The following is a 22,826-nucleotide window of genomic DNA, read 5'->3' on the forward strand; positions in this document are numbered from 1 at the left end:
ACCGAGCGATGCTTCGGCTGCCAGCCGAGCAGGCGCCGGGCGCGCTCGCCGCGCACGCGGCTGTTCGAGCCGAGCCCGTAGTTCGCCATCTCGTAGCCCCACTCCGCCTCGGCATCCTCGAGCGGCCAATCCTGCGCCGCGCCCAGGCCCATCGCCTTCGCGATCGCGGCCGACATCTCGCCGAACGCCGCCTCGCCGCTTTCGACGAAGTAGAACGTGCCCTCGGCCGGCGTGCGTTCGAGCGCAAGCTTGTAGAGCGCGACCACGTCGTCGATATGCACGTTCGACCAGATGTTGCGGCCCGGGCCGACGTGGCGCACCACGCCGCTCTTTTGCGCCTGGCGAATCAGGCGCGGCAACTGCACGCTCTCGCGCGGCAGGCCCAGCCCGTGGCCGTAGATCAGCGTGTTGCAGAGCACGGCAGCGCGAATACCGTGCTGCGCCGCGCTCAACACCAGCGTGTCGATCGCCACGCGCGCCGCCTTGTCGGCGGTCGGCTCGGGGAGCTTGTCTTCCTCGTAGATCCGATCGCTGCCCTCGCCGCCCGACGCGTCGCCGACGATGCTCGATCCGCTCGTATGCAGCAGCACCTTGCCCGAATCGCGCAGGCCGTCGATCAGCGCCTCGACCGCGCCGCGATGGTCGCTGTCGGCCGCGTTGATCACGGCGTCGGCCGCCTGCGCCTCGCGAATCAGCAGCGCGCGATCGTCGAGCGAACCGATGCGCGGCTCGACGCCGATCGCGCGCAATTCCTCGGCCTGCGCCTCGCGCCGCACCAGCCCGACCACCTGATGCCCGTCGGCGGCGAGGCCTGCCGCGATCGACCCGCCGATGAAACCGCCCGCACCCGTGATGAACACCTTCATGTCGTACTCCTCTCAAACGATTCGTGGAATGACAGCGAGTGTGGCCGCAATCGAAGCCCGCAAAAACCGTGTTAGCCTCAAGTCATTCTTGAATCCGGATCAACAATGAAAACCTCGACCGAAGAGTTGCAGACCTTCGTCGCGATCATCGACAGCGGCTCGATCACGGCCGCGGCCGAGCAACTGGGGCAGACGGTATCGGGCGTGAGCCGCGCGCTGAACCGGCTCGAACGCAAGCTCGGCGTGACGCTGCTGCGCCGGACCACGCGCAGCTCGCAACTGACCGACGAGGGCGAACTGCTGCTGGCCCGCGCGCGCGACATCCTGCAATCGGTGGAGGAAGCGGAAACCGCTGTTTCGCTGGGCCGCGTGAAGCCGGCCGGTCGCCTGCGCGTGGATGCGGCCACGCCGTTCGTACTGCATGCGATGGTGCCGCACCTGCCGGCCTTCACGGCGCGCTACCCCGATATCCAACTCGAACTGACCAACAACGAACGTTTCGTCGACCTGATCGAACAGCGCATCGACATCGCGATCCGGATCGGCACGCTGCCCGATTCGACGCTGCACGCGCGCCCGCTCGGCTCGGCGCCGCTGCATATTCTCGCGAGCCCGGCCTATCTGGCCGAACACGGCACGCCGCGCAGCGTGGCCGATCTCGCGCGGCACCGCACGCTTGGCTTCAGCGACATCGAAACGCTGAACCGCTGGCCGCTGCGGCGCGGCGCCCGCAATGGCAATGGCAACGGCGCGGACAACCACGACGGCGTGACGATCCAGCCCGCGCACACCGCCTCGAGCGGCGAGACGATCCGGCACCTCGCGCTCGCGGGGCTCGGCATCGCGTGCCTGTCGGATTTCATGAGCGCCGACGACATCGCGACCGGCCGGCTGGTGCCGGTGCTGACCGAACACATGACCGGCTACCGCCAGCCGATCAGCGCCGTCTACTATCGCCACGCGGCGCTGACCGGACGCGTGCAGGGCTTCCTCGATTTCCTGAGCCAGCATGTCAAGTTCTGACGCCGCGCTGCCGCCCATCTACCTGATCACGCCCGAGCCGGCATCAGCCACGACGGTCGATCTCGATGCGTTCGTCGCGCGGCTCGATGCGGCGTTGGCCAGCGGCATCGCGCTCGTGCAACTGCGCGTGAAATCGATCGATACGGAATCCTTCGCATTGTTGGCGGCGCGCGTGATCGAGCACGCCCATCGCGCGAACGCGCGCGTGATCTGCAACGGCCCGCTCGCGCCAAGCGACGCGCTCACGCTGGGCGCCGACGGCGTGCATCTGAGCCAGGCCGCGCTATTGGCCACGCAAGCGCGGCCGGTGCCGGCGGCGGCGCTGCTGTCCGCCGCGTGCCACGACCGCGCCTCGCTGCTGCATGCGCAGCGGATCGGCGCGAACCTCGTCACGCTGTCGCCGGTCAAGCCGACGCTCACGCACCCGGGCGCGCCCGCGATGGGCTGGACGCATTTCGCCGCGTGCGTGGCGGCCCTTCCTCATGGTGATGCGATGGCCGTCTATGCGCTCGGCGGCATGACGCGAGTCGACCTGCCGCAAGCGCGCGCGCATGGCGCGCACGGCGTGGCGGGAATTCGGGGTTTCGGAGGGGATTGAACGAGCCGGCGCCTGCATCGAGCAAGCGCCGGCTCGCGACGCTCAGGCCTCGCAGGCCTGCTCGTCGACCGGATAGACGCGCGTGTCGTGCGTCAGCGCATAGCCGTTGACGTCGCCCGTCAGCCAGGCCATCAGCGAGTACGGCAGCAACTGCCCGAGCAGCACGGTGTCGCGCGCGCGAGGCGGTGTCTCGAACACCACGGTGCCGCCAGGCACATGCTCGAACGGCAGCGGCTCGGGCGACAGGTTCAGCGCGAGGCTCAATACCTCACCGTCGCCGAGCGACCAGACGGCCAGCAACGCATCGGCCTCGCTGCCATCGCCCAATTGCAGCAGATCGGCCGATTGCGGCCGTGAGTCGGCCAACCGCGGCGCGATCAGCTTGGCGCGCACGGCCAGCGCGGAGCGGATGAAACGCTCGCTGGCCTCGTCGGGCGCAGCCTCGGCGAAGATCAACGGAATTTGCGGCGTGAGCAGCGACAGCGCCAACGCGGCCAGCCCGGCCTGGCGCGTGGCCGGCGACGGGCGGCTCGCGCCGTCGGACAGCACCAGCGACGTCATCGCCAACGCGCCATCGGCCGCACCGCGCTCGTCGCCGCGTTGATAGGCCGAGCCGCCGGCCGTCAGCGCGCGCGCCAACGTGTGGATGGTCTGGCGCGTCGAGATCGCCTCGCGATACGGGTGCGCGGCGCGCCCCGTCAGACGATGCAGCGCGCGTTCGCCCGATTCGTTCCATTGCGCATCGAAATGCGTATCGCCCAGATGCGACGGATGACGCTGGCTGCCGAGCACGAAATGCACGAGCCGGTCGTTCGATACGGCCGCGCGTGCGCGATCGGCGATCTCGCGCAGGCCGGCATTGTCGATGCGGTCCGCGTCGCGCAGGCGCACGCCGTCGCAGCGATATTCCTCGATCCAGTAGAGCGCGTTGTCGCAGAAGAAATCGCACACCTCGGGGTGTTCGAGCGCGAGCGGCGCGTGCTGCGGATCGTCGCGCAACTGGTAGAACGGCGCGGCGTAGCGCTGCAGGTCATCGTGGCCATTGCCGAAGCGCGCGTAGTCGAGATCGAGCAGCACCGCGAGACCGAGGCCGTGCGCGTCGTCGATCAGCGCCTTCAACGCGTTCGGGCCGCCGTAGGCCGCCACCGGCGCGAACGGCAACGCGTCGTGCAGCGCATCGGGCGAGGCCAGCAATTCGAGCGCGGTCACGCCGAGCCGCGCGAGTTGCGGCAAGCGTTGCCGCACCGCTTCGTAGCCGCCCACCGCGCCGGGCTGGATCGCGTAGAACGCCATCTCCTCCCACGGACGCCCGCGCCAGAACGTATTGCGCCACACGAATTCGCGCGGATCGATCACCTCGCTCGCGCCGCCGATGCCGTCGGGCTGCGAGCGCGAGGCCGGATCGGGAATCAGCAGCGTGTCGTCGAGCCGATAGCGATAGCGCGTGCCGGGGCCGCATTGCGCGAAGGCCTCGAACCAGCCCTGGCCGGCATGTTCCATGTCGATGGCGGGCTCGGCCGAGCCGTCGATGCCGAATTCGAGGCGCACTTCGGCGCTGACGGGGGCCCAGAGGCGGAAGTGGGTGCGGAGCGTGGCGGCGCTCTCGCTGCAGGGCTGCGCGCCGAACGCCAGGCAGTGCGTATAGCGGTGCGCGTGAGGGTCGTGCGGACAATCGGACATGTGATGCGCTCCTCGCGAGTGCGGAAGGCATCCGGCACCTGCAAACTACGTGCCGGGGCGGTGGAGTGGCTCAGTATGCGCTGAATCGTCCGATGAAGCGAGCATCGGAGTCCGTAATTTTTAAATGCGAATCGACCCCGGCAGAGTAGGTCGAGGCATGAATTTCGCTACCGCGATTCGATAGGAGAGCCAAAGGATTGGCGCCACCGCCAGCCTCAATCGGCCGCCGTTTCGGCGGCGTCGGCCTGCATCAACTGGAACACGTTGCCTTCGGGATCGGCGCCATCGCAGAGGCGATACGGAAAGCCCGCATGGCGCTTGACGCCGCGCATCGGCACACCGGCGCGCACGAGCGCGTCGTGCAAGGCCTCGATGTCGTGCGTCACGCGAAACACGAACTTCGCGTTCGACGCGTGAGTGCGCATCGCCGCGCCCCCTTCCCCATCGACGCGATACGCCTCGCCGACGCGATGCAGCGCCATCTCCACGCCGCCCGCATCGAGCACCACCCACTCGCCGTCGATCTCCTCGCGCAGCGGCAAGCCAAAATGCGTTTGGTAGAAAACCTTCAACTGGCGCACGTCGTGCGTGTATAGAATCACCCGGGTCATCGGAAGCGGCATCGGCATGGTTTTTTTGATTTCTCGGTCGGATCGGCGCAATGGACGGGCGCCCACGCGAGAATAACCCGGCCGCCGCGCTCCGGTCCGCTCGTCCGGTGCCGCCGCGAGCGGCGCGCGCCGCGCGGAAGGCGGCCTCCACTCCCCAGGCCCATGCTGACCGTCCATCATCTGAACAACTCGCGCTCGCAGCGCGTGCTCTGGCTGCTCGAAGAACTCGGCGTGCCCTACGAACTGAAGCGCTACCAGCGCGACCCGCGCACCATGCTCGCGCCGCCCGAACTGCGCGCCGTGCACCCGCTCGGCAAATCGCCCGTGATCACCGACGACGGCCTGACGCTGGCCGAATCGGGCGCCATCATCGAATACCTGATCGATCGCTACGGCGAGGGCCGTTTCGCGCCCGCGCCCGGCACGCCGGAGCGGCTGCGCTACCGGTACTGGCTGCATTACGCGGAAGGCTCGGCGATGCCGCCGCTGCTGCTGAAGCTGGTCGCGCAGCGGATCGCGCAGGCGCCGATGCCGTTCTTCGCCAAGCCGATCGCGCGCAAGATCGCGGCCACGCTGCAATCGAGCTTCGTCGATCCGCAACTGAAGCTGCATCTCGGTTATATCGAGGCGGAACTCGGTGCGACCGGCTGGTTCGTCGGCGATGCGTTCAGCGCCGCCGACGTGCAGATGAGCTTCCCGCTCGAAGCCGCCGCCTCGCGCGCCGACACAGTGGCGCAACTGCCGGCGATCCGCGCGTTTCTGGAGCGAATCCACGCGCGGCCGGCCTACCAGCGCGCGCTCGAACGCGGCGGCCCGTACGGCATGGTGAGCTGACGCCGCCCCGCACCATGCCGCGCAATACGGACCACAAACGGGCCGCTAACTGCCGAGCAGCCCCGCCGCGACGTTGATCGACAGCCCGAGCACCGCCATGTTGAAGTAGAACGACAGGATCGATTGCGCAAGCCCCGCGCGGCGGATCGATCGATTGTTCAGCATCACGTCGGAGGTTTGCGAGGCCACCGCGATCGTGAACGAGAAATACAGGAAATCCCAGTAATCGGGCTCGACGTCGCGATCGGGAAACTGCAGCGCGCGCGCCTTCTCGGGCGACTGGTAGTAGAGCCGCGCGTAATGCAGCGTGAAGATGGTCGGGATCAGAAACCACGCGCCGAACAGCGTCGCGCCCGTCACCGCGTAGTGCTCGATGCCGGCGCGCAGGCCCACGCTCTTGGCGCTGGCCAGCTCCACCGCGATCGCCGCCACGCTCGCCACCGTCGCGACGCAGATGATGGTCAGCACCGTCGTGGCGCTCTCGTCCTCGCGCCTCGCGATCTCCTGCACCTTGTCGTGATGCGCGCGCGTCATCTGCCACCACATCATCGCCAGATACAGCCAGACGGTGATGTCCCAGCCCACCAGCACGCGCGGGAAGCGGCCGTGCACCATCGGCAGGCACGCCGCGCCCAGCACGCCAAGCAGCAGCGCCACCCACATGCGGGGCCGGTTGCGCACCAGCATCGGAACGTTCGTCATCGACACCTCTTCAGAGGAAAACGGACGGCGCGACCGCGCCGGGCAAAGGGATCAAGCAGGATCAAGCGGAATCAAGCGGGATCGGATGGCAAGCTCAACCGACCTGGTTCAGTTCGAACACGACGTCGACCGCCGAGCCGTTCCAGTTGTATTCGAGATACGCCGCGTGATGACAATCGCGCAGCATCGTGGTGCGGAACGCGGCCAGGCATTCGCCGCCGCGATCGCGCACCGACGGATAGGCCAGGCCCGCGAAACCGGCGCCGCGCACCATGCGGCCGAACGCGCGGCCCGCCGAGTAATCGGTGCGGTCGAGCAGGGCCGGATCGCGCGCATCCCAGGCGCGGATGTCGGCCACCTCCCCGTGCGCGGCCACCGTGTAGAGCCGCATCTGCTGGCGCAGCGGCTTTTGCCGGGTGGCGGCGAGAAACAGGCTGGTGTGATGGCGCGTTTCGGCGATCGCCGTCTGCCGCGAGCGCGCGCAGTAGAACACGCCGTAGCTGCCGTCCGAGAAGCGGCTGCCCTGCGGGTTCAGGTGCGTGAACGCGGCCATGATCGGCCCGTAGCCGGGGCCGAAACGGCGCTCCGAGAACGGCACCAGATCGAGCTGGCCGACCTCGGCGCGCACGCGGTCGTTGGTCATCGCCTCGAGCGCGTAGAGCGCGTCGAAATCCTCGGGCGAGGCCACGCGGTCGAACAGGTTGATGGCGGGAAAACGGGTGGGAATGATGCGGTAGGCAGGCGCCCAATCGAGCGTGGAAACGGGCCAGCGGGTCGATCGTTCGGCTGATGTCACGCCCAGCCCCCCCGCACGGCGTCGAGATACTGGCGCACCGCCACCAGGTCGCTGACGTTGCCGGCCAGCATCCGGTCGAGCGCGCGGCGGCCGTTGAACGGCGCGGCGTCGTTCTTGCGCTTGACCCAGCCGTCGGCCGCCTCGGGCGGCAGCAGGATCTGCAAGGCCTTGTAGATGCCGAGCATCAGCGACAGGCGTTCGAGCGTGTCGCGCGCGAGCCGCGCCGTTTGCGGCGAGGCCTTCCATTTGAAGAACGTCGAGCGGCCCGGCGAACCGAGCAACACGATCTGCTCGTCGGTCGACAGGTCCCAGTCGTTCGCGATGTTGAAGAACGCGCGCAGGCCGGCGGCGGACATCTGCGCGGTGGTGGCTTCGGGAATGGCCGGCGAGGCCGGAAGCGGGGTCGAAGCGGGTAGAGACATGGCCGTTAGTCTCAAAGTGAATTGACTAACAAGATTAGTCTATTTCGGGATGAATGCAAGGGTCCGATACCGAACGGCGTCTGTCCAGGCCGCCGGCACCGTCGCCGGACGCGGGCTGGCGGGGCATCGCGGGCGATTGTCGCAGCGCATCGATGACGGCCGTCACCGCGCGCGTCGTGCGCCGATCCGATCAGGGCCGCGCGGCGAAATGTCGGACGAATCGCCAAGGCAATAAAAAACGGTGACGACGCTTGCACGTCGCCACCGCTGCTTTTCCGCCCCCGCCGATTACGCGCGGTTCGGCCTGCTTTTCAGGCCGCCTTTCACGCCACCGCGCCCAAGCGCCGCCGCACCGCCGACACCTGCGGCTCGCCGCGTACGGCCTGTCGTGCATCATTTTCGGCGACGATCTGCGCCACCCGCGCCAGATGGCGGCGATTGTCGTGATCCCACGGATGGAAGCCCGGCCGGAAGAAACTCAGCCATTCGCGCGCGATGCGCGGAAACACGCCGTGACGCGGGCCGTACAGGAACTGGATCACGCGCAACATGCCGCGCACGCGCTGGCCGGAGGTGCGATCCGAGCGGATCAGCCGCGTGTGGAGCAGGAACACGGTGGGCCAGAACGTCAGCGTGGTCATCAGGTACGTGCCGACGCGCATCAGGTAGCGCTTCGCGCCCGGCTCCATGACGGCGTTCCACACGTCGAACGACACCGCCTTGTGCTCGGTTTCCTCCAGCGCATGCCAGATCCACATCTGCTTGTAGCCGGCCTCGGCGCCATCCATGCGCGACGCATCGTCGAGCAGCAGGCCGGCCAGCATCGCCGTGTAGTGCTCGGCGGCCACCGTGTGCGCGAGCTGCATCGAATGCGGCATGACGCGCTTCATCCAGCCCAGCACCTTCCAGATGCGCTGGTCGAGCTTGCGGGCCGGCAGCCGGTTGGCCTGCAGCGCCTCGTTGTACTCGATGTGCTCGCGCGTGTGCATCGCTTCCTGGCCGATGAAGCCGATCACCTGCTGCTTGAGCACCGGATCGTCGATGCGGTCGCGATAGTTGCGCACCGAATCCATGAAGAAACGCTCGCCGGCCGGAAACAGCAGCGACAGCGCGTTGAAGAAATGCGTGACGGCCGGCCCCTGGCCGTGCCAATCCTTGGCGCGCTCGACCGGCAGCGTGAAGTGCAGATCCCGGCGCACGGGCATGATGTCGGCCGCGACGGCGGCTGCGGACGGATGAGACATCGCTGACGCTCCTTGACGGATCGTGCGGCGCAGAATGCGTCGCACCCCGAATGATTACATTGAACGATGTAACGATACGGGAAGGTGTCGCGGCCGCGCAAGCCCCGCGCTAGTGGCGCGCTTCCAAACACCGGACGCGCGCGGCGCGGCCCGCCGGGCCGGCAACGCACGCCCGGCTTGAAACCGGGCACGTCTGAGGAATGACGAAGGAAGACGATGCGGCACGCCGCGCGGCGTCGAAAAAACTTTGAAAAATCCTCGGATGAGGACAAAAAACGACGGCGATGCGCGGGTTGTCGATGGGGTCGAAGCGAAAACGGCGAACGTTCAGGCGGCCACGGCGCCAGCCATCGCGCCGTGTTCCTCGGGCGGCGGCACGAAGATATAGCCGCGCCCGCGCATGGTCTGGATATGGCGCGGCTGGTCGCGGTTGTCCTCGATCAGCGCGCGCAACCGGAACACCAGCACGTCGAGGCCACGCTCCGAGCGCGATTCGTCGCCGACCTGCAACAGTTGCAGCAGCGTGGCGCGCGACAGCACCTGCAGCGGATGGTTGACGAAGGCCTTGAGCAGCGCGAACTCGCTGGGCCGCAGGCCGAGATCGCGGCCGCGCTTGCTGGCGCGCCGCGCGGCGAAATCGATCTCGATATGGCCGATCACACGCGGGCGCGGCACCTGGATCACGTTCGCGGCCGCCCCGACCGGGCGATGCACGATGGTGCGGATGCGGGTGGACAGTTCGAGCAGGTTCAGCGGCTCGGACAGGAAATCGTCGGCGCCGAATTCGAGCGCGAGCACCTTGTCGCTGACGTCGGGCTCCTCGCCGATCAGCACCACCGGCATGTCATAGCCGGCCGCACGCAACTGACGCAGCGATGCGTAGGTATCCGAATAGCCGGGGCCGGCGCGCATCACGATCGCCGACGGGCGCTCGCGTTCGACGCGCTCCACCAGCGTGGCGGCCGAATACCAGACGGACATCTCCATCCGGTGCTTGCTGAAATGCGTGCGCATCGCGTCGCGCACGGTTTCGTTCGGTTCGATGACTAGGACGTTGAGGCTCATGGACAATCCGCAAGATGGGCGTCGATCCGGAGGCTGGGCGGCATTGGCCTGCGCCGCGGCCGCGCGCCGCCGTCCGGGACGATGCGCGATGCCCCGAGACTAAGCACAGAATGCGCATCAAAAATGGGGGAATTAAGGAGAAAATGTGGAACCGCCCGCGCACCGGCACGCAGCGCGCGCAAAGGACGGACAATCCGCCGCTGGCGTCGGGCGAGCCGGCCACCGCGCGGCACCGCTCCGACCTTTAAGCCCTTTAGCCCTTTAAGCCCTTTACGTTCCATTACGCCCTGCGCGGCATCTCCCCTGGCCATCCTGTCCCGGTATGAAAGTCGGCATCACCTCGAAACTGTTCCTCGCGATCCTCGTCACCTGCGTCGCCGTTGCCGTCGCGATGGGGGCAGCGATGCGCTACAGCTTCGAGAACGGCTTCGTGCGCTATCTGGTGGGCCGCGACGACGAGGAAGTCGCACGCGTGACGAAGGCGCTCGAAAGCCGCTACGCGACGCACGGCAACTGGGATTTCATCACCGCCACGCCCGAAGCGTGGCCCGCGTTCGTGCGCTCGGTCGCGCCGATCTTCCCGCACGACGGCATGGGGCCGGATGGCTGGGCGCACGGCAATCTGCCCGGTGCGGGACCGCGCGGCGACGGCGATCCGTTCTGGCGCGACGGCGGCTTCGGCCGCCCGCCACGCGGCAGCGACGGGCGCTGGCACGGCCGTGGGTCGTGGGACGGCGCGGCATCGGATGCCGAGGGCGGCGAGCGCGGTACGCAGGGCGACCGCGACGCACGCTGGCGCCACGAGCGCGCGCAGCGCGACGCCGAGGCCTCGGCCGGCTCAAATGCAGGCTCAAGCGCTGTATCAAGCGCCAACTCAAGCACCGCCCCGGACAACATCCCCCGCCATCGCGCCCCCTGGGACGACCATTCCGGCAGCGCCGCCGACGCCGCTCGCCGCGACGGCTACGGCATGCCGTACGACGGCTGGCGCGACCGTCCGCCCGGCTTCCGTCACCTGCCGCCGATCGCGCTGTTCGACGCCGCGCGGCATCGCCTCGTCGGCTACCCGCCGCCGCCCGACACGCCGCTGCATGCGCTGCGCGCGGGCGGCAAGGTGGTCGGCTGGCTGTCGATCGCCAAGCCCGGCGGGCTGTTCTACGCGGCCGACCAGCGCTTCCAGATGCAGCAGTCGCGCGCCACCTGGGTCATCGTGGTGGCGGCGGCCGTCCTGTCCGCACTGGTGGCGATGGTGCTGGCGCGGCTGATCCTCGCACCGGTGCGCCGCATCGTGCGCGCCACCCATCGGCTTGCCGAGGGCCAGTACGCGGTGCGCGTGCCCGAGCGCGGCAGCGACGAACTGAGCCAGCTCGCGGTGGACTTCAACAAGCTCGCCGCCTCGCTGGCCGCCGCCGAGCGCGCGCGGCGCGACTTCTTCGCGGATATCTCGCACGAGTTGCGCACGCCGCTCGCGGTGCTGCGCGGCGAAGTGGAAGCGCTGGAGGACGGCGTGCGCCGCCCCGACGCCGCCACCTTCGCCTCGCTGCAATCGGAGATCGCCCTCCTCAGCAAGCTGATCGACGACCTGCACGAACTATCGCTGGCCGACATCGGCGCGCTGTCGTTCGAGATGATTCCGGTGGATGTGGCGCGCGTGGTGGAGATCACCGCCGAATCGTTCGTCGAGCGGCTCGGCGCGAAGCGCATCGCGCTCGACACGAAGGTGCCGGCCGGGCCGGCGCTGATGTCGGGCGACCCGCACCGGCTCGCGCAACTGCTGCAGAACCTGCTGGAAAATTCGCTGCGCTATACCGATCCGGATGGCGCCGTGCAGGTGGCCGTCACGGCGCGCGGCGAGCAATGGCAGATCGACGTGCTCGATTCGCACCCGGCGGTGCCCGACGCGATGCTCGCGAACGTGTTCGACCGGCTGTTCCGCGTCGACGTCTCGCGCAGCCGCCAGAGCGGCGGCTCGGGCCTCGGCCTGGCGCTGTGCAAGCATATCGTCGAGGCGCACGGCGGTACGATCGCGGCGCGCCGCTCGCCGCTCGGCGGCCTCTGGATCATGATGCTGTTCCCCTCGTTGAAGCCGGACCATGAACACTGACCGCCCCGGGCCGACCATCCTGATCGTCGAGGACGAGCCGAAGCTCTCCGCCCTGCTCGCCGATTATCTGCATGCCGAAGGATTCGGCACGGCGATCGTGGCCGACGGCCGCGAGGTGGTGCCTTACGTGCAGGCGCACGAGCCGGCGCTGGTGCTGCTCGACCTGATGCTGCCGGGGCGCGGCGGCCTGGATATCTGCCGCGACCTGCGCGGCTTCTCGATCATTCCGGTGATCATCCTGACGGCGCGCGTCGACGAGATCGACCGCCTGCTCGGCCTCGAACTGGGCGCCGACGACTACGTCTGCAAGCCGTTCAGCCCGCGCGAGGTGGTGGCGCGCGTGAAGGCGATCCTGCGCCGCATCGATCAGGCCGCCCGGCCGAAACCGGCCGGCGAGGAAGCCGGTGCAAGCCCCGGCGGCCCGGGCGGCCCGTTCGCGATCGATCCCGAGCATCACCTCGCGCAACTGCACGGCCGCAACCTGCACCTGACGCCGGTGGAGCTGCGCCTGCTCGCGCTGCTGGTGGCGAACCCGGGCCGCATCTATTCGCGCGATTTCCTGCTGCGGCGGCTCTACGACGACCATCGCGTCGTGACCGACCGCACCGTCGACAGCCATGTGAAGAACCTGCGCCGCAAGCTGCAGGCGGTGCAGCCCGAGCACGACTACATCCGCTCGATCTACGGCGTCGGGTATCAGTTCGAGCCCGACGCGAACGCGGCGGGCGGCGGCGCACTGCGCTAGACGTTCTTCACGCGGAAATCGGCGCGCACGCAACCGGTCAGCACGCGATCGACGTTCGGCAGGTCGTTGCCGTCGAGCTTGGCGAGGATCGCATCGGCATCCATACCGTAGCCGTGCCAGCGCGCCGACAGGCGCTCCACCAGCACCGCGCGCGGCACCTCGAGCATCACGGTCGCATCGAAGAAGCCGCGCAGCGGCGCCCACGCCGGGTCGTCGAGCAGCAGGTAATTGCCCTCCACCACGATCGTGCGCGCGGCCGGCGCGATGATCTCCGCGCCGGCGCGGGCAATCTCGACCGATCGATCGAAGACCGGCACGGCGATCTCGCGGCCGTCGTCGGCCGCCAACCGCGCGAGCATCGCGGCCAGCCCGTCGATGTCGAACGTATGCGGCGCGCCCTTGCGCGGGCGGTCACCACGCGCGTTCAGCACGCGGTCGTCGTAGTGGTAGCCGTCCATCGCGAGCAAGGCCGCACGGCCCGGCCGGCCGTCGCACAACGCCGCGCACAAGCGTGCGGCGAACGTGCTCTTGCCCGCGCCGGGCGGCCCGGCCACGGCGACGATGCGGCGCGCGCCGCGCCCGGCCGCATCGTTCACTGCGTGCGCCGCATCCATCGCGCGCAACGCGGCGGCCAGCGCCTCGAACGTCACCTCGCGCGCCGCGCCCTCGCCCTGACCGTGAAGCTGGCCTGCCACGCTCATGGCAGGCGGCTCCGCTCGGCCTGCTTGAGCGCTTCCTGCGCCGATTTCAACTGCGCACGCGTGTACAGCAGCGCATGCGAGGCCAGGTCGCGACTGTCTTCCCAGAGATTGCGCCACACCGCGAGAATGCCTTCGAGCGGCTGCCCGACCACGCGCGACGAAAAACTCTCGAACGTGATCGGCCCCGTGTAGCCCGAAAACACCAGCGCGCGGAACACCTCGGAAAAATCGATGCTGCCCGAGCCCAGATAGCCGCGATGCGAATCGCCGGTATGGAAATAGCCGAGATGCGCGCCGGTATCGCGTATCGCCGTCATCACGTCGGATTCCTCGATATTCATGTGGTAGGTGTCCAGATGGACCTTCACGTTCGGCAGGCCGATCCGCTCGCACATCTCGACGCCTTGCGACGCCGTGTTCAGCACGTTCGATTCGTAGCGGTTGACCACTTCGAGGCCGAGCATGATGCCGCTTTGCGCGGCGGTTTCGGCCACCTGCCCGATGATCTCGGCCGACATCGCCACGCCGGCCGGCGTGGTCGGCACGAAGTTCTTCTGGAAGGCGGAATAGAGAATACCGCAGACATGCCGCGCGCCGCAGTCGCGCGCCACGCGCAGCGCGTCCTCCAGCTTGCGCTTGCCGCGCGCGGCCTTTTCCGGGTCGCCGCTCGAGATGTCCGAATCGGCGTCGAGGCCCAGCGAGAAACTGCAACCGATGCCGGCGCGCTCCAGTTCGCGCCGCGTGAACGCGGTATCGATCGAGGCCGGGTCCAGCGCCGGAATCTCGATGAAGTCGAAACCCACTTCGGCCGTGTTCGCGATCGCGCGCGCGGCTTCCTCGTGGCTCCACCCGGCCTCCCAGACCAGTGCATGTACGCCCAGCTTGTTCATTCGCTCTCCTTGTGTCGACGGGGTGCGGGCGCGGCCACCGGCGGCCGGGGCGCGCGCTCGCGGAACAGGTGTTGCAGGACGCCGTGCGCCCAGATCCAGCGGGCCAGCATCACGGCGAGCAGGAACGCGCCCCACAACGCCGTGGCCAGATGCTGATTCGCGCCGAGCAGGTTCAGGCCGGAGGCGATCACCTGCAGGATCACCAGGGCGATCACCACCGGCACCACGCGGCCGAACCCGCCGAACGGATCGACGCGGCCCAGGAAGCAGGCCAGCACCGAGATCAGCAGGAACGCCTCGCCGTGGCCGACGCGCACGGAATTGAAACTGCACAGCATCACCACGCCGGCGACGCCGCACATCAGGCCCGACAGCATGTAGATGCGCGTGATCGCGCGCGCCGTGGCGATGCCCGAATAGCGCGTGGCTTCCAGGTTCGAGCCGACCATCCGGGTGGCGAAGCCGAGCCGCGAGCGCGTCATCACGACATGCCAGATCAGCGCGCAGCCGATGAAGATCCACAGCGGCACCGGCACGCCGAGCCACAGCCCGTTGCCGAGATAGCGCACCGAGGCCGGGAAGCCGGAAATATCGCCGCCGCGCGTGAGGAATTCGCCGAGCCCGCGCAGGAAGATCATCGCGGACAGCGACACCAGGATCGGGCTCGCGCCGGTGTAGGCGATGATCGCGCCGATCATCGCGCCGGCCGCCGCGCCGGTGGCCAGCGCCGCGACGATGCCGAGCAGCACGATGCCGAGGCCCGCGTCGGCGCCGCCGTGCGACTGGATCACCCAGGCCATCGCCAGGCCGGCCATATTGGCCGTGAACGTGACGGCCAGATTGAAGCCGCCGGAAATCAGCGGCATCAGCATCGCCAGCGTGAACAGGCCCAGCTCGGGCAACTGGAACGCGATCGATTCGAACGTGCCGAACGTCATGAAGCGGTCGGAGGCAATGCTCAACGCGATCACCACCACGGCCAGGAAGCCGAGCAGCCCGGCGACGTCGGCCGGCACCGCGAACGCGGCGCGCCAGCCGGATGAACGGGATGACGTGTTCATGAGCCCACCTTTGCGCCACGTGCGGCCCAGCGCGTGCCCACCAGCCGCGCGACGCCGTCGCTCGACAGCGTGATCGCCGCGAGGATCACCGCGCCCACGATCATCTTGTAGGCGTACGAGGAAATGCCGAGCAGGTTCAGGCCGTTGGCCGTGACCGACACCAGCAGGATGCCGAGGATCGCGCCGAGCACCGTGCCGCGCCCGCCGCCCAGCCGCGCGCCGCCGAGCACCACGGCGGCCAGCACGTCCAGCTCGCGGCCGTACATCGCGTTCGGCACCACCTCCTGCACGTAGTGCGCCTGCATCAGCCCGGCGATGCCGCTCATCATGCCGAGCCAGCCATACGCGAGGTAGTGCATGCGGCCGAGCCGGATGCCCACCCGCCGCGCCGCTTCCGGGTTGTCGCCGGTCGCGTAGAGCTGGCGGCCGGCAGTCGTGCGGCGCAACAGGAACCAGGTGGCCGCCACGCACACCGCCATCACCGCCACCGGCAGCGCGAGCGTGGCCACGCCGCTCGCCGTCTGCCATTGCAGCAGCGCGACGCGGTTCATCCACCAGTCGGGCAGGTCGTAGATCGACACGCCGCCCGTCACGAACATCAGCCCGCCGAAGAACAGGTTGAAGGTGGCGATCGTCACCACGATCGAGACGATCCGGAAGCGGTAGATGATGGTCGCGTTCAGCGCGCCGAGCAGGAAGCCGAAGCCCATCGCCGCCGCGAAGCCGAGCGCCCAGTTGCCGCCGCCGAGCCGCGCCACGGCGAGCGCGGTCAGGTACTGCGTGACCGACGCGCCCACCGCGAACGAGATGTCGATGCCGCCCGCGATCAGCACCACCAGCAGGCCGACCGCGAAGATGATGTTGACCGCGCTCTGGTTCAGCAGGTCGAACAGGTTGGACAGCGTCAGGAACGTCGAGGTGGTGAGGCCGAGGCCGGCCGCCATCACGGCGAGCACGGCGATCAGCAGCGCCTCGATCGAGCCGATGCCGGTCTTGCGGAGCAGGTCATGCATGGACGTCTCGCTCGATGGTGTCGATCGGAACCTCGCCCGGCACGTATTCGGCCGCGAGGCGGCCGCCGCGCATGTGCAGGATCCGGTCGGCGTTGAAATAGACCTCGGGAATCTCGTCCGAGATCAGCAGGATCGCCATCCCCGCCTGCGCCAGCTCGCGGATGATCGCGAAGATGCCGGCGCGCGCGCCCACGTCCACGCCCACCGTCGGCGAATCGAGGATCAGCACCTTCGGTTGCGTGGCGAGCCACTTGGCCAGCACCACGCGTTGCTGGTTGCCGCCCGACAGCGTCGAGACGGCATCGTCGGGATGGCCGATCTTGACGGCGAGCTTCGCGACCCAGTCGCGCACCAGCGCCTCGCGACGACGCGTGGAAATCAGCCGGGTGGCGTCGAGCAGGCCGTCGAGCACGGAGATCGCGGTGTTGTCGGCGATCGATTGCGGCTGCACCAGGCCCAGTTGCAGGCGGTCTTCCGACACGTAGGCGATGCCGGCGCGAATCGCGTCGCGGTTCGAGCGCAGCGCGAGCCGTTTGCCGTCGAGTTCCACCGTGCCCGCGTCGGGCCGCGTCATGCCGAACAGCGACAGCGCCAGCTCGGTGCGGCCCGCGCCGAGGCGGCCGGTCAGCCCGAGAATTTCACCGCGCCGGATCGTGAAATCGAGCCCGGCGTATTCGCGCCCGCGCGACAGCCCTGCCACCCGCAGCACCACCGGCGCGGCCGACAGATCGGTGCTGCGCACCGCGTAATCGAAGGTGCGGCCCGTCATCAGTTCGGTCAGGCGAGTTTGCGTCATGCCGGCGGTCGGATAGGTGCCGACGTAGCGCCCGTCGCGCATCACCGTCACGCGCGTGCAGACATCGAGCACCTCGGCCAGCCGGTGGCTGACGAACACCACGGCGATGCCGTCGGCCGACAGCCGCCGCACGATCGCCAGCAGCGCCTCGGTTTCGGCGTGGCTCAACGAGGCGGTGGGCTCGTCCATGAACACCAGCCGCGCCTCGGCCACCAGCGCCCGCGCGATCGCCACGATCTGGCGCTGCGCGATGGACAGCTTGCGCACCGGGCGATCGAGATCGAGCGCCACGCCGAGCCGTTCGAGAATCCGGCGCGCGGCGGCCTGCATGCGGCCGTAATCGACCCAGCGCAGCCGCTCGCCGAGGTTCTGTTCGAACGCGATGTTCTCCGCCACCGTCATCTCGGGAAACAGCGCCAGGTCCTGCCAGATCACCTGCACGCCGAGCCGGCGCGCGGCGGCCGGATCGAGCGCGGCGAGCGGCTCGCCGTCGAAGCGCATCTGCGCGCCGGGCTCGGGTTGGTAGACGCCGCTGACGATCTTGATCAGCGTGCTCTTGCCGCAGCCGTTCTCGCCGGCCAGGCACAGCACCTCGCCCGGCATCACGTCGAAACGCACCTGCTGCAAGGCCTTCACGCCGCCGAACGTCTTCGAGATGTTCTCGAGATGCAGCAGCGCGGGGGCCTGCGCCGGCGCCCGGTCGGCGGCCGGCGCGGAGGAAGCGGGAATCATGGAAGACATCTCCCTTGCGTGAGCCGGGGGCAGCGCGCGAGTGCCGCGCGCTGCCTCTCGGGGAACGGTCAGAGGCCGAGCTTGGCGAGATCGTCGACGGTCTTGTCGTTCAGGTCGACGAGCTGGTCGACGATCAGGTTGTGGCCGCTCGGGTGCACCACGCCAAGGCCGGGGATCGTCATGCCGTCCTTGACCGGCTGGCCCTTCGCGACCATCGTGCCGAGCGTCACGAACACCTCGCCCGCCTGCTCCGGGTTCCACATGTAGCCGCCCGTCAGCACGCCGTCATGCACGAGGCGGCGGCCCTGGCCCGGCGAGAACGGCCCGAGCACGATCACCTTGCCCTTCAACTGGCGCTCGGCCACCGCGCGCGCCGCGCCGATCGGCCCCTGGCTGCCGAACGCCAGGATCGCGCGCAGGTTCGGATGGGCGCGCATCAGGTCGAGCGCCGTCTGCCGCGAGGCGTCGACGTTCTCGGCCACGCCGTAGCGGTCGCCCACCAGCGTCATGCCCGGGTCGTGCGCCTTCAGGTAGGCGATCGCCGCGTCGGCCCAGGCGTTGTGCAGCGGCACCGTCAGCGAGCCGACGAACACCGCGTATTCGCCCTTGCCGCCGGTCAGGTCGGCCAGCCGCTTCGCATAGGCCTCGCCGAAGCCCTTGGCCGAGGCGAGTTCGAAATCCCAGTCGGCGTTCTTCTGCTGCGGCGATTCGTGCGTGATCACCTTGATGCCGGCCGCGCGCGCCCGCTGCAGCACCGGCTCCAGCACCTGCGCGTCGTTCGGCACCACGCCGATCACGTCCACGTGCTGCGCGATCAGATCCTCGATCGCGCGCACCTGCAGCGCCGGGTCGGCGCTGGTCGGGCCGACCATGAAGGCCTTCACGCCGAGCTGATCGGCGCGCTTCTTGATGCCCGCCTCCATCGCGTTGAACCACGGAATCCCGCCGACCTTCACCACCACGCCGATCACCGGCTTGTCGGGCGACGCGAGCGCGAGGCCCGTCGTCAGCGCCAGGGCAACCGCACCCGCGCAAAGCGTGCGCATCCAGTTCCTTGCCATGTCTCCTCCATCGAGTGAAGTGAAGGCCGCGCTTGCCCGACGCGGGCGGCGGCGTGAATTACATTTTGTTTTCTCTGCTAAATCCATTCAGCAAAGAAAGTTCGTGTATGCTGAATCCATTCAGCGAAGACGGGAAGCACAGGAAAACCCTGATAAGCGCCGCCGAGTCGCGCAGCGGGACCTCACTCATGACCTCCACGCCCAGCAGCAAGAAATCCACCATCTACGACATCGCCAAGGCCACCGGCGCGTCCACCTCCACCGTCAGCATGGTGCTGAACGGCACCTGGGCCCGTTACCGGATCAAGGAGGACACCGCGCGGCGCATCCTCGATTGCGCGCAGACGCTCGGCTACCACGTCAACCAGAGCGCGCGCGGCCTGCGGCTATCGCGCTCGGGCCTGGCCGGGATGATCATTCCGCACTACCGCAACCGCTTCTTCGCGGGGCTGGCCGAAACCTTCGAGGAACGCGCCAAGGGCCGCGCGCTGTGCCCGATCGTGGTGGGCACCAAGCGCGATCCGGCGGTCGAACTGAGCGTGACGAAAACCCTGCTGTCGCAGCGCGTGGAGCTGCTGTTCATCGCCGGGGTGCGCGATCCGGGGCCGCTCAACGCGCTGTGCGCCGATGCCGGCGTGCCGTCGGTGAACCTCGACCTGCCCGGCGACGGCGCGCCGTCGGTGGTGTCCGACAACCGCAGCGGCGCATGCACGCTGACCGACATGCTGCTCGACAAGATGCTGGCGCGCGGCGCGGCGCCCGACGAGCTGCTGCTGCTCGGCGGCATCGCCCACGAATACGCCACCGAGATGCGGATCGCCGGCTTTCGCGACGCGTTCGCCGCGCGCGGCCTGCCGCCGCCCGCGCCCGACGCGATCGATTGCTGCGGTTACGGCCCGGCCGCCACGCGTGAAGCGCTCGCGCGGCGCGTGGCGCAACTCGGCCGCCTGCCGGCCGGCATGCTGATGAATTCGATCACTGCGTTCGAGGGGCTGGTGCAATACGCGGCCGATCTGCCGCTGCCCGAATGGCAGCGCGCCGTGGTGGGCTGTTTCGACTGGGATCCGTTCGCCGTGCATCTGCCGTTCGACGTGACGATGCTGCGGCAGGACGTGCAGACCATGATGGGCGAGGCGTTCGCGCTGGTGGACGCGGCCGCGGCCGGTGGCGGCAGCGTGCATCCGCATCCGAGGATCGTCGTGCCGACGCGCTTCGGCGAGCGGTTCGACACCCACGACGCGGAGCCGTCCGTCGTCGCGCAGGAGCGCTGAGAAAGGCCGCGCGGGGCAGACTACAATAGCGTTTTTCCCGTTCCTTTCAGGAGTAGCAGATGACTGTCGTGACCACCGATTCCGGTCTCAAGTATGAAGAACTGACCGAAGGCACCGGCGACGAAGCCAAGGCAGGCCAATCCGTCACGGTGCACTACACCGGCTGGCTGACCGACGGCCAGAAGTTCGATTCGAGCAAGGATCGCAACGATCCGTTCGTGTTCGTGCTCGGCGGCGGCATGGTCATCAAGGGCTGGGACGAAGGCGTCCAGGGCATGAAGGTCGGCGGTGCGCGCCGCCTGACGATCCCGCCGCAACTCGGCTACGGCGTGCGCGGCGCGGGCGGCGTGATTCCGCCGAACGCCACGCTCGTGTTCGAAGTGGAACTGCTGAAGGTCTGAGGCGGTTTTCGCCGCTTGGCCCGCTGAAGCTTGAAGCCCCCCGCCCGCTCATGACCGCCCGCCCCGCCGCCCCTTCGCTGTCGCTGCGCCGTTACGGCGTGGACGAAGCCTCGGACGTGCACGATTTCCATCAGGTCGTGCTCGGTGTGGCGGGCGAAATGGTGATGTCGGTGGATGGCGTGGCCGAGCGGGTCGACGGCCGTCACGCGTGGCTGATTCCGGCCGGCGCACGGCACGATTACGCGGGCCTCGGCCCGAATCGCCAGTTGGTGCTCGACCTGCCGGTGGCCTCGCTGGCGGTGCCCGAGCGGTTGTTCGCACGCGGCCGGCCGATTGCGGTGGCGCCGGCGCTCGACGCGCTGGTGCACGAGCTGGCCGCGCTCGATACGCTGGGCACCTCGCGCACGGTGCAATGGCAGGCTGCCGCACGGCTTTGCGACGCGCTGGTCGGTGCGCCCGGCGATACGGCAGGCGGCAGCCCCGCCGGCCTCGATTTCGCTCGCATCGACCGCTGGTTGCGCGCGCGCCTCGCCGAACCGCTGCGCGTGGCCGACCTGGCCGCGCATTGCGGCTTCGGCCTGCGGCGCTTCCATCAGGTGTTCGTCGAAGCGTTCGGCGAAACACCGCATCGCTACCTGCTGAAGCTGCGGCTCGATACGGCCGTGCTGCTGCTCGCCGATCCACGGCGCGCGCTGGCCGACATCGCGGCCGACGTCGGCTTCGCCGATCAGAGCGCGCTCACGCACGCGTTCACGCGCCGCTTCGGCATCGCGCCGGGGCAATGGCGGGCCGGGCGGCATTGAAGCCCCCTGGGGCCCCCCTCACCCCAACCGAATCGCCTCGTCATACACCCGCGCCACGCGCCGCGCGATCACCGCGTTGTCGAAATGCTCGCGCGCATAACGGCGGCATTCATCCGAATCGGGCAGCTTGCGCTGGCCCGACAGCGCCTCCGACACGCCCTCGGCGATCGCCTCCACGCCCGTGCCGCGCAGCACCAGCTCCTGCGACAGCCCCGACACGGCCTCCGGCAAGCCACCCACCGGCGTGACCAGCACCGGCGTGCCCGAAGCCAGCGATTCCACGGTGATCAGCCCGAAGCCTTCCAGCGCGACGGTCGGCACCACGCTGAGCGTGGCCGCGCGATACAGCGCGGCCAGATGCGCGTCGGGCACGAAGCCGAGCAGCTTCACGTGATCCTCCAGGCCGGCATCGTCGATACGCTGCTGCAGTTCCTCGGCGAGCCGCCCCTTGCCGGCGATCAGCAGCAGCACGTCGGGATGACGGCGGCGCACCACGTCCACGGCGGCGATCAGATCCTCCAGCCCCATGCGCCGCACCAGCCGCCGCACCGCCAGGATGATCGGCCGGCCCTGCGGCAGTTGCAGCTTCTGGCGCGCCTCGGCCTGCGTGATGGGCAGGTCGAACTGCGCGGTGTCCACGCAGCCCGGCACGATCCGCACCTTGTCCTGGGCAATGCCGTAGCGCGAAGTCAGGATCTCGGCGAACGCGCTGGACAGCACGATCAGCCGCGACGAGCGCGCGTACACCGTCTGTTCGAGATAGCGCTTGGCGCGCTGGCCGAGCGAATCGGCGCCCTCCACCTGGCTCTCGTCGGCCCACGGCCCCTGGAAATGCGAGACCTGCGGAATGCCGCGCATGACGTCGAGCCCCGGGAACGTATAGAGCGCGAAGTGCGACGACACCACGTCGGGCCGCTCGCGGCTCACCACCTCGCGCAGCGCGCGGCGCGCGGCCATCATGCGGCGCGGCAGCGATTGCGAGGCCGGGCCGAAGCCGCGGATCGCGCCGTCGGTATCGGCCGCGACGCGGCCCGAGCCGGCCACCACGCCGCGCACCGCGACGCCCGCGCCCGGCAGCGCGCCCACCAGCGAGTAGTACATGCGGTCGAGGCCGCCGGCGCGTTCGGGGAACCAATGCATGCCGATCTGCAGCGACTTGATGCCGGTCGATTGGGGAAGTGTGCTCATTACAAAGGCTCCTGCGTGGGGACGGGTCCCGGTCCGGGCCGGGGAGCGGGCCGCGGGCTGGCCGCCGGCACGGCGGCCGTGGCCGGCCCGCCGAGCGCGGACGGTTGGGACAGGGAATTCAGTTGGCGGTACAGCGCCAGGTATTGCGCGCCCATCTGCGACCAGCCGAAGTCGTTCATCAGCGTGCGCGCGGCGGCGCCCATCTCGCGGCAGCGCTCG

At 69.0% G+C, this 22,826-nt stretch carries 23 protein-coding genes and 1 pseudogene; 8 read left to right on the forward strand and 16 right to left on the reverse strand.

The genetic code is table 11. The annotated features are described in order from the left end of the window. The coding region (locus tag ACYP33_RS10740) for an NAD-dependent epimerase/dehydratase family protein (RefSeq protein ID WP_459621538.1) at window positions 1-866 on the reverse strand (866 nt) is incomplete at its 3' end. A gap of 105 nt (window positions 867-971) precedes the next feature. Here ACYP33_RS10740 and ACYP33_RS10745 point away from each other — a divergent pair. Together ACYP33_RS10745 and ACYP33_RS10750 are read left to right on the forward strand one after the other, a co-directional pair. Beyond that, window positions 972-1,889 (forward strand): LysR substrate-binding domain-containing protein, encoded by a 918-nt coding sequence (locus ACYP33_RS10745; protein ID WP_459621540.1) that lies wholly within the window; start codon window positions 972-974, stop codon window positions 1,887-1,889. Beyond that, window positions 1,876-2,487, forward strand: a complete 612-nt coding sequence (locus ACYP33_RS10750) for a thiamine phosphate synthase (protein WP_459621542.1) — start codon at window positions 1,876-1,878, stop codon at window positions 2,485-2,487. The genes ACYP33_RS10745 and ACYP33_RS10750 overlap by 14 nt, the downstream gene beginning before the upstream one ends. Before the next feature lie 42 nt (window positions 2,488-2,529). Here ACYP33_RS10750 and ACYP33_RS10755 read toward each other — a convergent pair whose 3' ends face one another. Further along, window positions 2,530-4,167 carry a DUF3459 domain-containing protein gene (locus ACYP33_RS10755; protein ID WP_459621544.1) on the reverse strand — a complete coding sequence of 546 codons (1,638 nt, stop codon included), beginning with the start codon at window positions 4,165-4,167 and terminating at the stop codon, window positions 2,530-2,532. A 215-nt stretch (window positions 4,168-4,382) separates the two neighbouring features. Next, entirely contained in the window at window positions 4,383-4,790 is a 408-nt protein-coding gene (locus ACYP33_RS10760; RefSeq protein ID WP_459621922.1) for a VOC family protein, read from the reverse strand. A gap of 150 nt (window positions 4,791-4,940) precedes the next feature. Here ACYP33_RS10760 and ACYP33_RS10765 point away from each other — a divergent pair, with 150 nt between their 5' ends. Continuing rightward, entirely contained in the window at window positions 4,941-5,612 is a 672-nt protein-coding gene (locus ACYP33_RS10765) for a glutathione S-transferase family protein (RefSeq protein WP_414439864.1), read from the forward strand. A gap of 45 nt (window positions 5,613-5,657) precedes the next feature. Here the strand turns inward: ACYP33_RS10765 and ACYP33_RS10770 are convergent, their stop codons facing one another. The 5 genes from ACYP33_RS10770 to ACYP33_RS10790 form a co-directional block, all read right to left on the reverse strand. After that, on the reverse strand, window positions 5,658-6,314 hold the full coding sequence (locus tag ACYP33_RS10770; RefSeq protein ID WP_414446952.1) for a DUF1345 domain-containing protein: 657 nt from the start codon (window positions 6,312-6,314) through the stop codon (window positions 5,658-5,660). A 94-nt stretch (window positions 6,315-6,408) separates the two neighbouring features. After that, the gene (locus tag ACYP33_RS10775; protein WP_414449158.1) at window positions 6,409-7,116 is read right to left on the reverse strand and encodes an RES family NAD+ phosphorylase; all 708 of its coding nucleotides are present in this window, start codon (window positions 7,114-7,116) and stop codon (window positions 6,409-6,411) included. Continuing rightward, window positions 7,107-7,532, reverse strand: a complete 426-nt coding sequence (locus ACYP33_RS10780) for an MbcA/ParS/Xre antitoxin family protein (protein WP_414439866.1) — start codon at window positions 7,530-7,532, stop codon at window positions 7,107-7,109. Before ACYP33_RS10780 ends, ACYP33_RS10775 begins: the two co-directional genes overlap by 10 nt. A 323-nt stretch (window positions 7,533-7,855) precedes the next feature. Next, window positions 7,856-8,776 carry a metal-dependent hydrolase gene (locus ACYP33_RS10785; protein ID WP_414439867.1) on the reverse strand — a complete coding sequence of 307 codons (921 nt, stop codon included), beginning with the start codon at window positions 8,774-8,776 and terminating at the stop codon, window positions 7,856-7,858. Between the two features lie 327 nt (window positions 8,777-9,103). After that, entirely contained in the window at window positions 9,104-9,841 is a 738-nt protein-coding gene (locus ACYP33_RS10790; RefSeq protein ID WP_414446951.1) for a response regulator transcription factor, read from the reverse strand. A gap of 322 nt (window positions 9,842-10,163) precedes the next feature. Here ACYP33_RS10790 and ACYP33_RS10795 point away from each other — a divergent pair, with 322 nt between their 5' ends. Further along, entirely contained in the window at window positions 10,164-11,945 is a 1,782-nt protein-coding gene (locus tag ACYP33_RS10795) for an ATP-binding protein (protein WP_459621548.1), read from the forward strand. Beyond that, window positions 11,935-12,690: a response regulator gene (locus ACYP33_RS10800; RefSeq protein WP_459621549.1), complete on the forward strand. Its 756-nt coding sequence runs from the start codon at window positions 11,935-11,937 to the stop codon at window positions 12,688-12,690. Before ACYP33_RS10795 ends, ACYP33_RS10800 begins: the two co-directional genes overlap by 11 nt. Here ACYP33_RS10800 and ACYP33_RS10805 read toward each other — a convergent pair. The 6 genes from ACYP33_RS10805 to ACYP33_RS10830 all read right to left on the reverse strand — a co-directional run bounded on the left by ACYP33_RS10805 (window position 12,687) and on the right by ACYP33_RS10830 (window position 18,944). Next, window positions 12,687-13,391 (reverse strand): AAA family ATPase, encoded by a 705-nt coding sequence (locus tag ACYP33_RS10805; protein WP_459621551.1) that lies wholly within the window; start codon window positions 13,389-13,391, stop codon window positions 12,687-12,689. The two genes, ACYP33_RS10800 and ACYP33_RS10805, sit on opposite strands and share 4 nt — an antisense overlap. Next, complete coding sequence (locus tag ACYP33_RS10810; RefSeq protein WP_459621553.1) at window positions 13,388-14,281, reverse strand: sugar phosphate isomerase/epimerase family protein; 894 nt, start codon at window positions 14,279-14,281, stop codon at window positions 13,388-13,390. Before ACYP33_RS10810 ends, ACYP33_RS10805 begins: the two co-directional genes overlap by 4 nt. Then, complete coding sequence (locus ACYP33_RS10815; RefSeq protein ID WP_459621555.1) at window positions 14,278-15,342, reverse strand: ABC transporter permease; 1,065 nt, start codon at window positions 15,340-15,342, stop codon at window positions 14,278-14,280. The genes ACYP33_RS10810 and ACYP33_RS10815 overlap by 4 nt, the downstream gene beginning before the upstream one ends. Further along, window positions 15,339-16,355, reverse strand: coding sequence for an ABC transporter permease (locus tag ACYP33_RS10820; protein ID WP_414446946.1), 1,017 nt, complete (start codon window positions 16,353-16,355; stop codon window positions 15,339-15,341). The genes ACYP33_RS10815 and ACYP33_RS10820 overlap by 4 nt, the downstream gene beginning before the upstream one ends. After that, window positions 16,348-17,883 carry a sugar ABC transporter ATP-binding protein gene (locus ACYP33_RS10825; RefSeq protein WP_459621557.1) on the reverse strand — a complete coding sequence of 512 codons (1,536 nt, stop codon included), beginning with the start codon at window positions 17,881-17,883 and terminating at the stop codon, window positions 16,348-16,350. The genes ACYP33_RS10820 and ACYP33_RS10825 overlap by 8 nt, the downstream gene beginning before the upstream one ends. Before the next feature lie 68 nt (window positions 17,884-17,951). Then, on the reverse strand, window positions 17,952-18,944 hold the full coding sequence (locus ACYP33_RS10830; RefSeq protein ID WP_414446944.1) for a substrate-binding domain-containing protein: 993 nt from the start codon (window positions 18,942-18,944) through the stop codon (window positions 17,952-17,954). Between the two features lie 188 nt (window positions 18,945-19,132). Here ACYP33_RS10830 and ACYP33_RS10835 point away from each other — a divergent pair, with 188 nt between their 5' ends. From ACYP33_RS10835 to ACYP33_RS10845, 3 genes are read left to right on the forward strand one after another with little or no spacing between them, the layout of a single operon-like run. Next, complete coding sequence (locus ACYP33_RS10835) at window positions 19,133-20,215, forward strand: LacI family DNA-binding transcriptional regulator (protein WP_459621559.1); 1,083 nt, start codon at window positions 19,133-19,135, stop codon at window positions 20,213-20,215. A gap of 59 nt (window positions 20,216-20,274) precedes the next feature. Further along, window positions 20,275-20,616, forward strand: a complete 342-nt coding sequence (locus tag ACYP33_RS10840; RefSeq protein WP_414439878.1) for an FKBP-type peptidyl-prolyl cis-trans isomerase — start codon at window positions 20,275-20,277, stop codon at window positions 20,614-20,616. A gap of 50 nt (window positions 20,617-20,666) precedes the next feature. Next, window positions 20,667-21,419, forward strand: coding sequence for a helix-turn-helix domain-containing protein (locus ACYP33_RS10845; protein WP_459621561.1), 753 nt, complete (start codon window positions 20,667-20,669; stop codon window positions 21,417-21,419). Window positions 21,420-21,437: 18 nt separating this feature from the next. Here the strand turns inward: ACYP33_RS10845 and ACYP33_RS10850 are convergent, their stop codons facing one another. Together ACYP33_RS10850 and ACYP33_RS10855 are read right to left on the reverse strand one after the other, a co-directional pair. Further along, a complete protein-coding gene (locus ACYP33_RS10850) occupies window positions 21,438-22,607 on the reverse strand; it encodes a glycosyltransferase family 4 protein (protein WP_414446941.1) in 1,170 nt (389 codons plus the stop codon). Beyond that, window positions 22,607-22,826 (reverse strand): annotated as a pseudogene (locus tag ACYP33_RS10855) (glycosyltransferase family 1 protein); the annotation flags it as partial. The pseudogene ACYP33_RS10855 and the gene ACYP33_RS10850, both read right to left, overlap by 1 nt.

It is taken from the genome of Burkholderia sp. 3C, assembly GCF_054589155.1.

Excerpts from the sequence above, each read along its gene's own strand:
- ACYP33_RS10745 (WP_459621540.1), top strand. The coding sequence starts at position 972 with ATGAAAACCTCGACCGAAGAGTTGCAGACCTTCGTCGCGATCATCGAC.
- ACYP33_RS10750 (WP_459621542.1), top strand. The coding sequence starts at position 1,876 with ATGTCAAGTTCTGACGCCGCGCTGCCGCCCATCTACCTGATCACGCCC.
- ACYP33_RS10755 (WP_459621544.1), bottom strand. The coding sequence starts at position 4,167 with ATGTCCGATTGTCCGCACGACCCTCACGCGCACCGCTATACGCACTGC.
- ACYP33_RS10760 (WP_459621922.1), bottom strand. The coding sequence starts at position 4,790 with ATGCCGCTTCCGATGACCCGGGTGATTCTATACACGCACGACGTGCGC.
- ACYP33_RS10765 (WP_414439864.1), top strand. The coding sequence starts at position 4,941 with ATGCTGACCGTCCATCATCTGAACAACTCGCGCTCGCAGCGCGTGCTC.
- ACYP33_RS10770 (WP_414446952.1), bottom strand. The coding sequence starts at position 6,314 with ATGACGAACGTTCCGATGCTGGTGCGCAACCGGCCCCGCATGTGGGTG.
- ACYP33_RS10780 (WP_414439866.1), bottom strand. The coding sequence starts at position 7,532 with ATGTCTCTACCCGCTTCGACCCCGCTTCCGGCCTCGCCGGCCATTCCC.
- ACYP33_RS10785 (WP_414439867.1), bottom strand. The coding sequence starts at position 8,776 with ATGTCTCATCCGTCCGCAGCCGCCGTCGCGGCCGACATCATGCCCGTG.
- ACYP33_RS10790 (WP_414446951.1), bottom strand. The coding sequence starts at position 9,841 with ATGAGCCTCAACGTCCTAGTCATCGAACCGAACGAAACCGTGCGCGAC.
- ACYP33_RS10795 (WP_459621548.1), top strand. The coding sequence starts at position 10,164 with ATGAAAGTCGGCATCACCTCGAAACTGTTCCTCGCGATCCTCGTCACC.
- ACYP33_RS10800 (WP_459621549.1), top strand. The coding sequence starts at position 11,935 with ATGAACACTGACCGCCCCGGGCCGACCATCCTGATCGTCGAGGACGAG.
- ACYP33_RS10805 (WP_459621551.1), bottom strand. The coding sequence starts at position 13,391 with ATGAGCGTGGCAGGCCAGCTTCACGGTCAGGGCGAGGGCGCGGCGCGC.
- ACYP33_RS10810 (WP_459621553.1), bottom strand. The coding sequence starts at position 14,281 with ATGAACAAGCTGGGCGTACATGCACTGGTCTGGGAGGCCGGGTGGAGC.
- ACYP33_RS10815 (WP_459621555.1), bottom strand. The coding sequence starts at position 15,342 with ATGAACACGTCATCCCGTTCATCCGGCTGGCGCGCCGCGTTCGCGGTG.
- ACYP33_RS10820 (WP_414446946.1), bottom strand. The coding sequence starts at position 16,355 with ATGCATGACCTGCTCCGCAAGACCGGCATCGGCTCGATCGAGGCGCTG.
- ACYP33_RS10825 (WP_459621557.1), bottom strand. The coding sequence starts at position 17,883 with ATGATTCCCGCTTCCTCCGCGCCGGCCGCCGACCGGGCGCCGGCGCAG.
- ACYP33_RS10830 (WP_414446944.1), bottom strand. The coding sequence starts at position 18,944 with ATGGCAAGGAACTGGATGCGCACGCTTTGCGCGGGTGCGGTTGCCCTG.
- ACYP33_RS10835 (WP_459621559.1), top strand. The coding sequence starts at position 19,133 with ATGACCTCCACGCCCAGCAGCAAGAAATCCACCATCTACGACATCGCC.
- ACYP33_RS10840 (WP_414439878.1), top strand. The coding sequence starts at position 20,275 with ATGACTGTCGTGACCACCGATTCCGGTCTCAAGTATGAAGAACTGACC.
- ACYP33_RS10845 (WP_459621561.1), top strand. The coding sequence starts at position 20,667 with ATGACCGCCCGCCCCGCCGCCCCTTCGCTGTCGCTGCGCCGTTACGGC.
- ACYP33_RS10850 (WP_414446941.1), bottom strand. The coding sequence starts at position 22,607 with ATGAGCACACTTCCCCAATCGACCGGCATCAAGTCGCTGCAGATCGGC.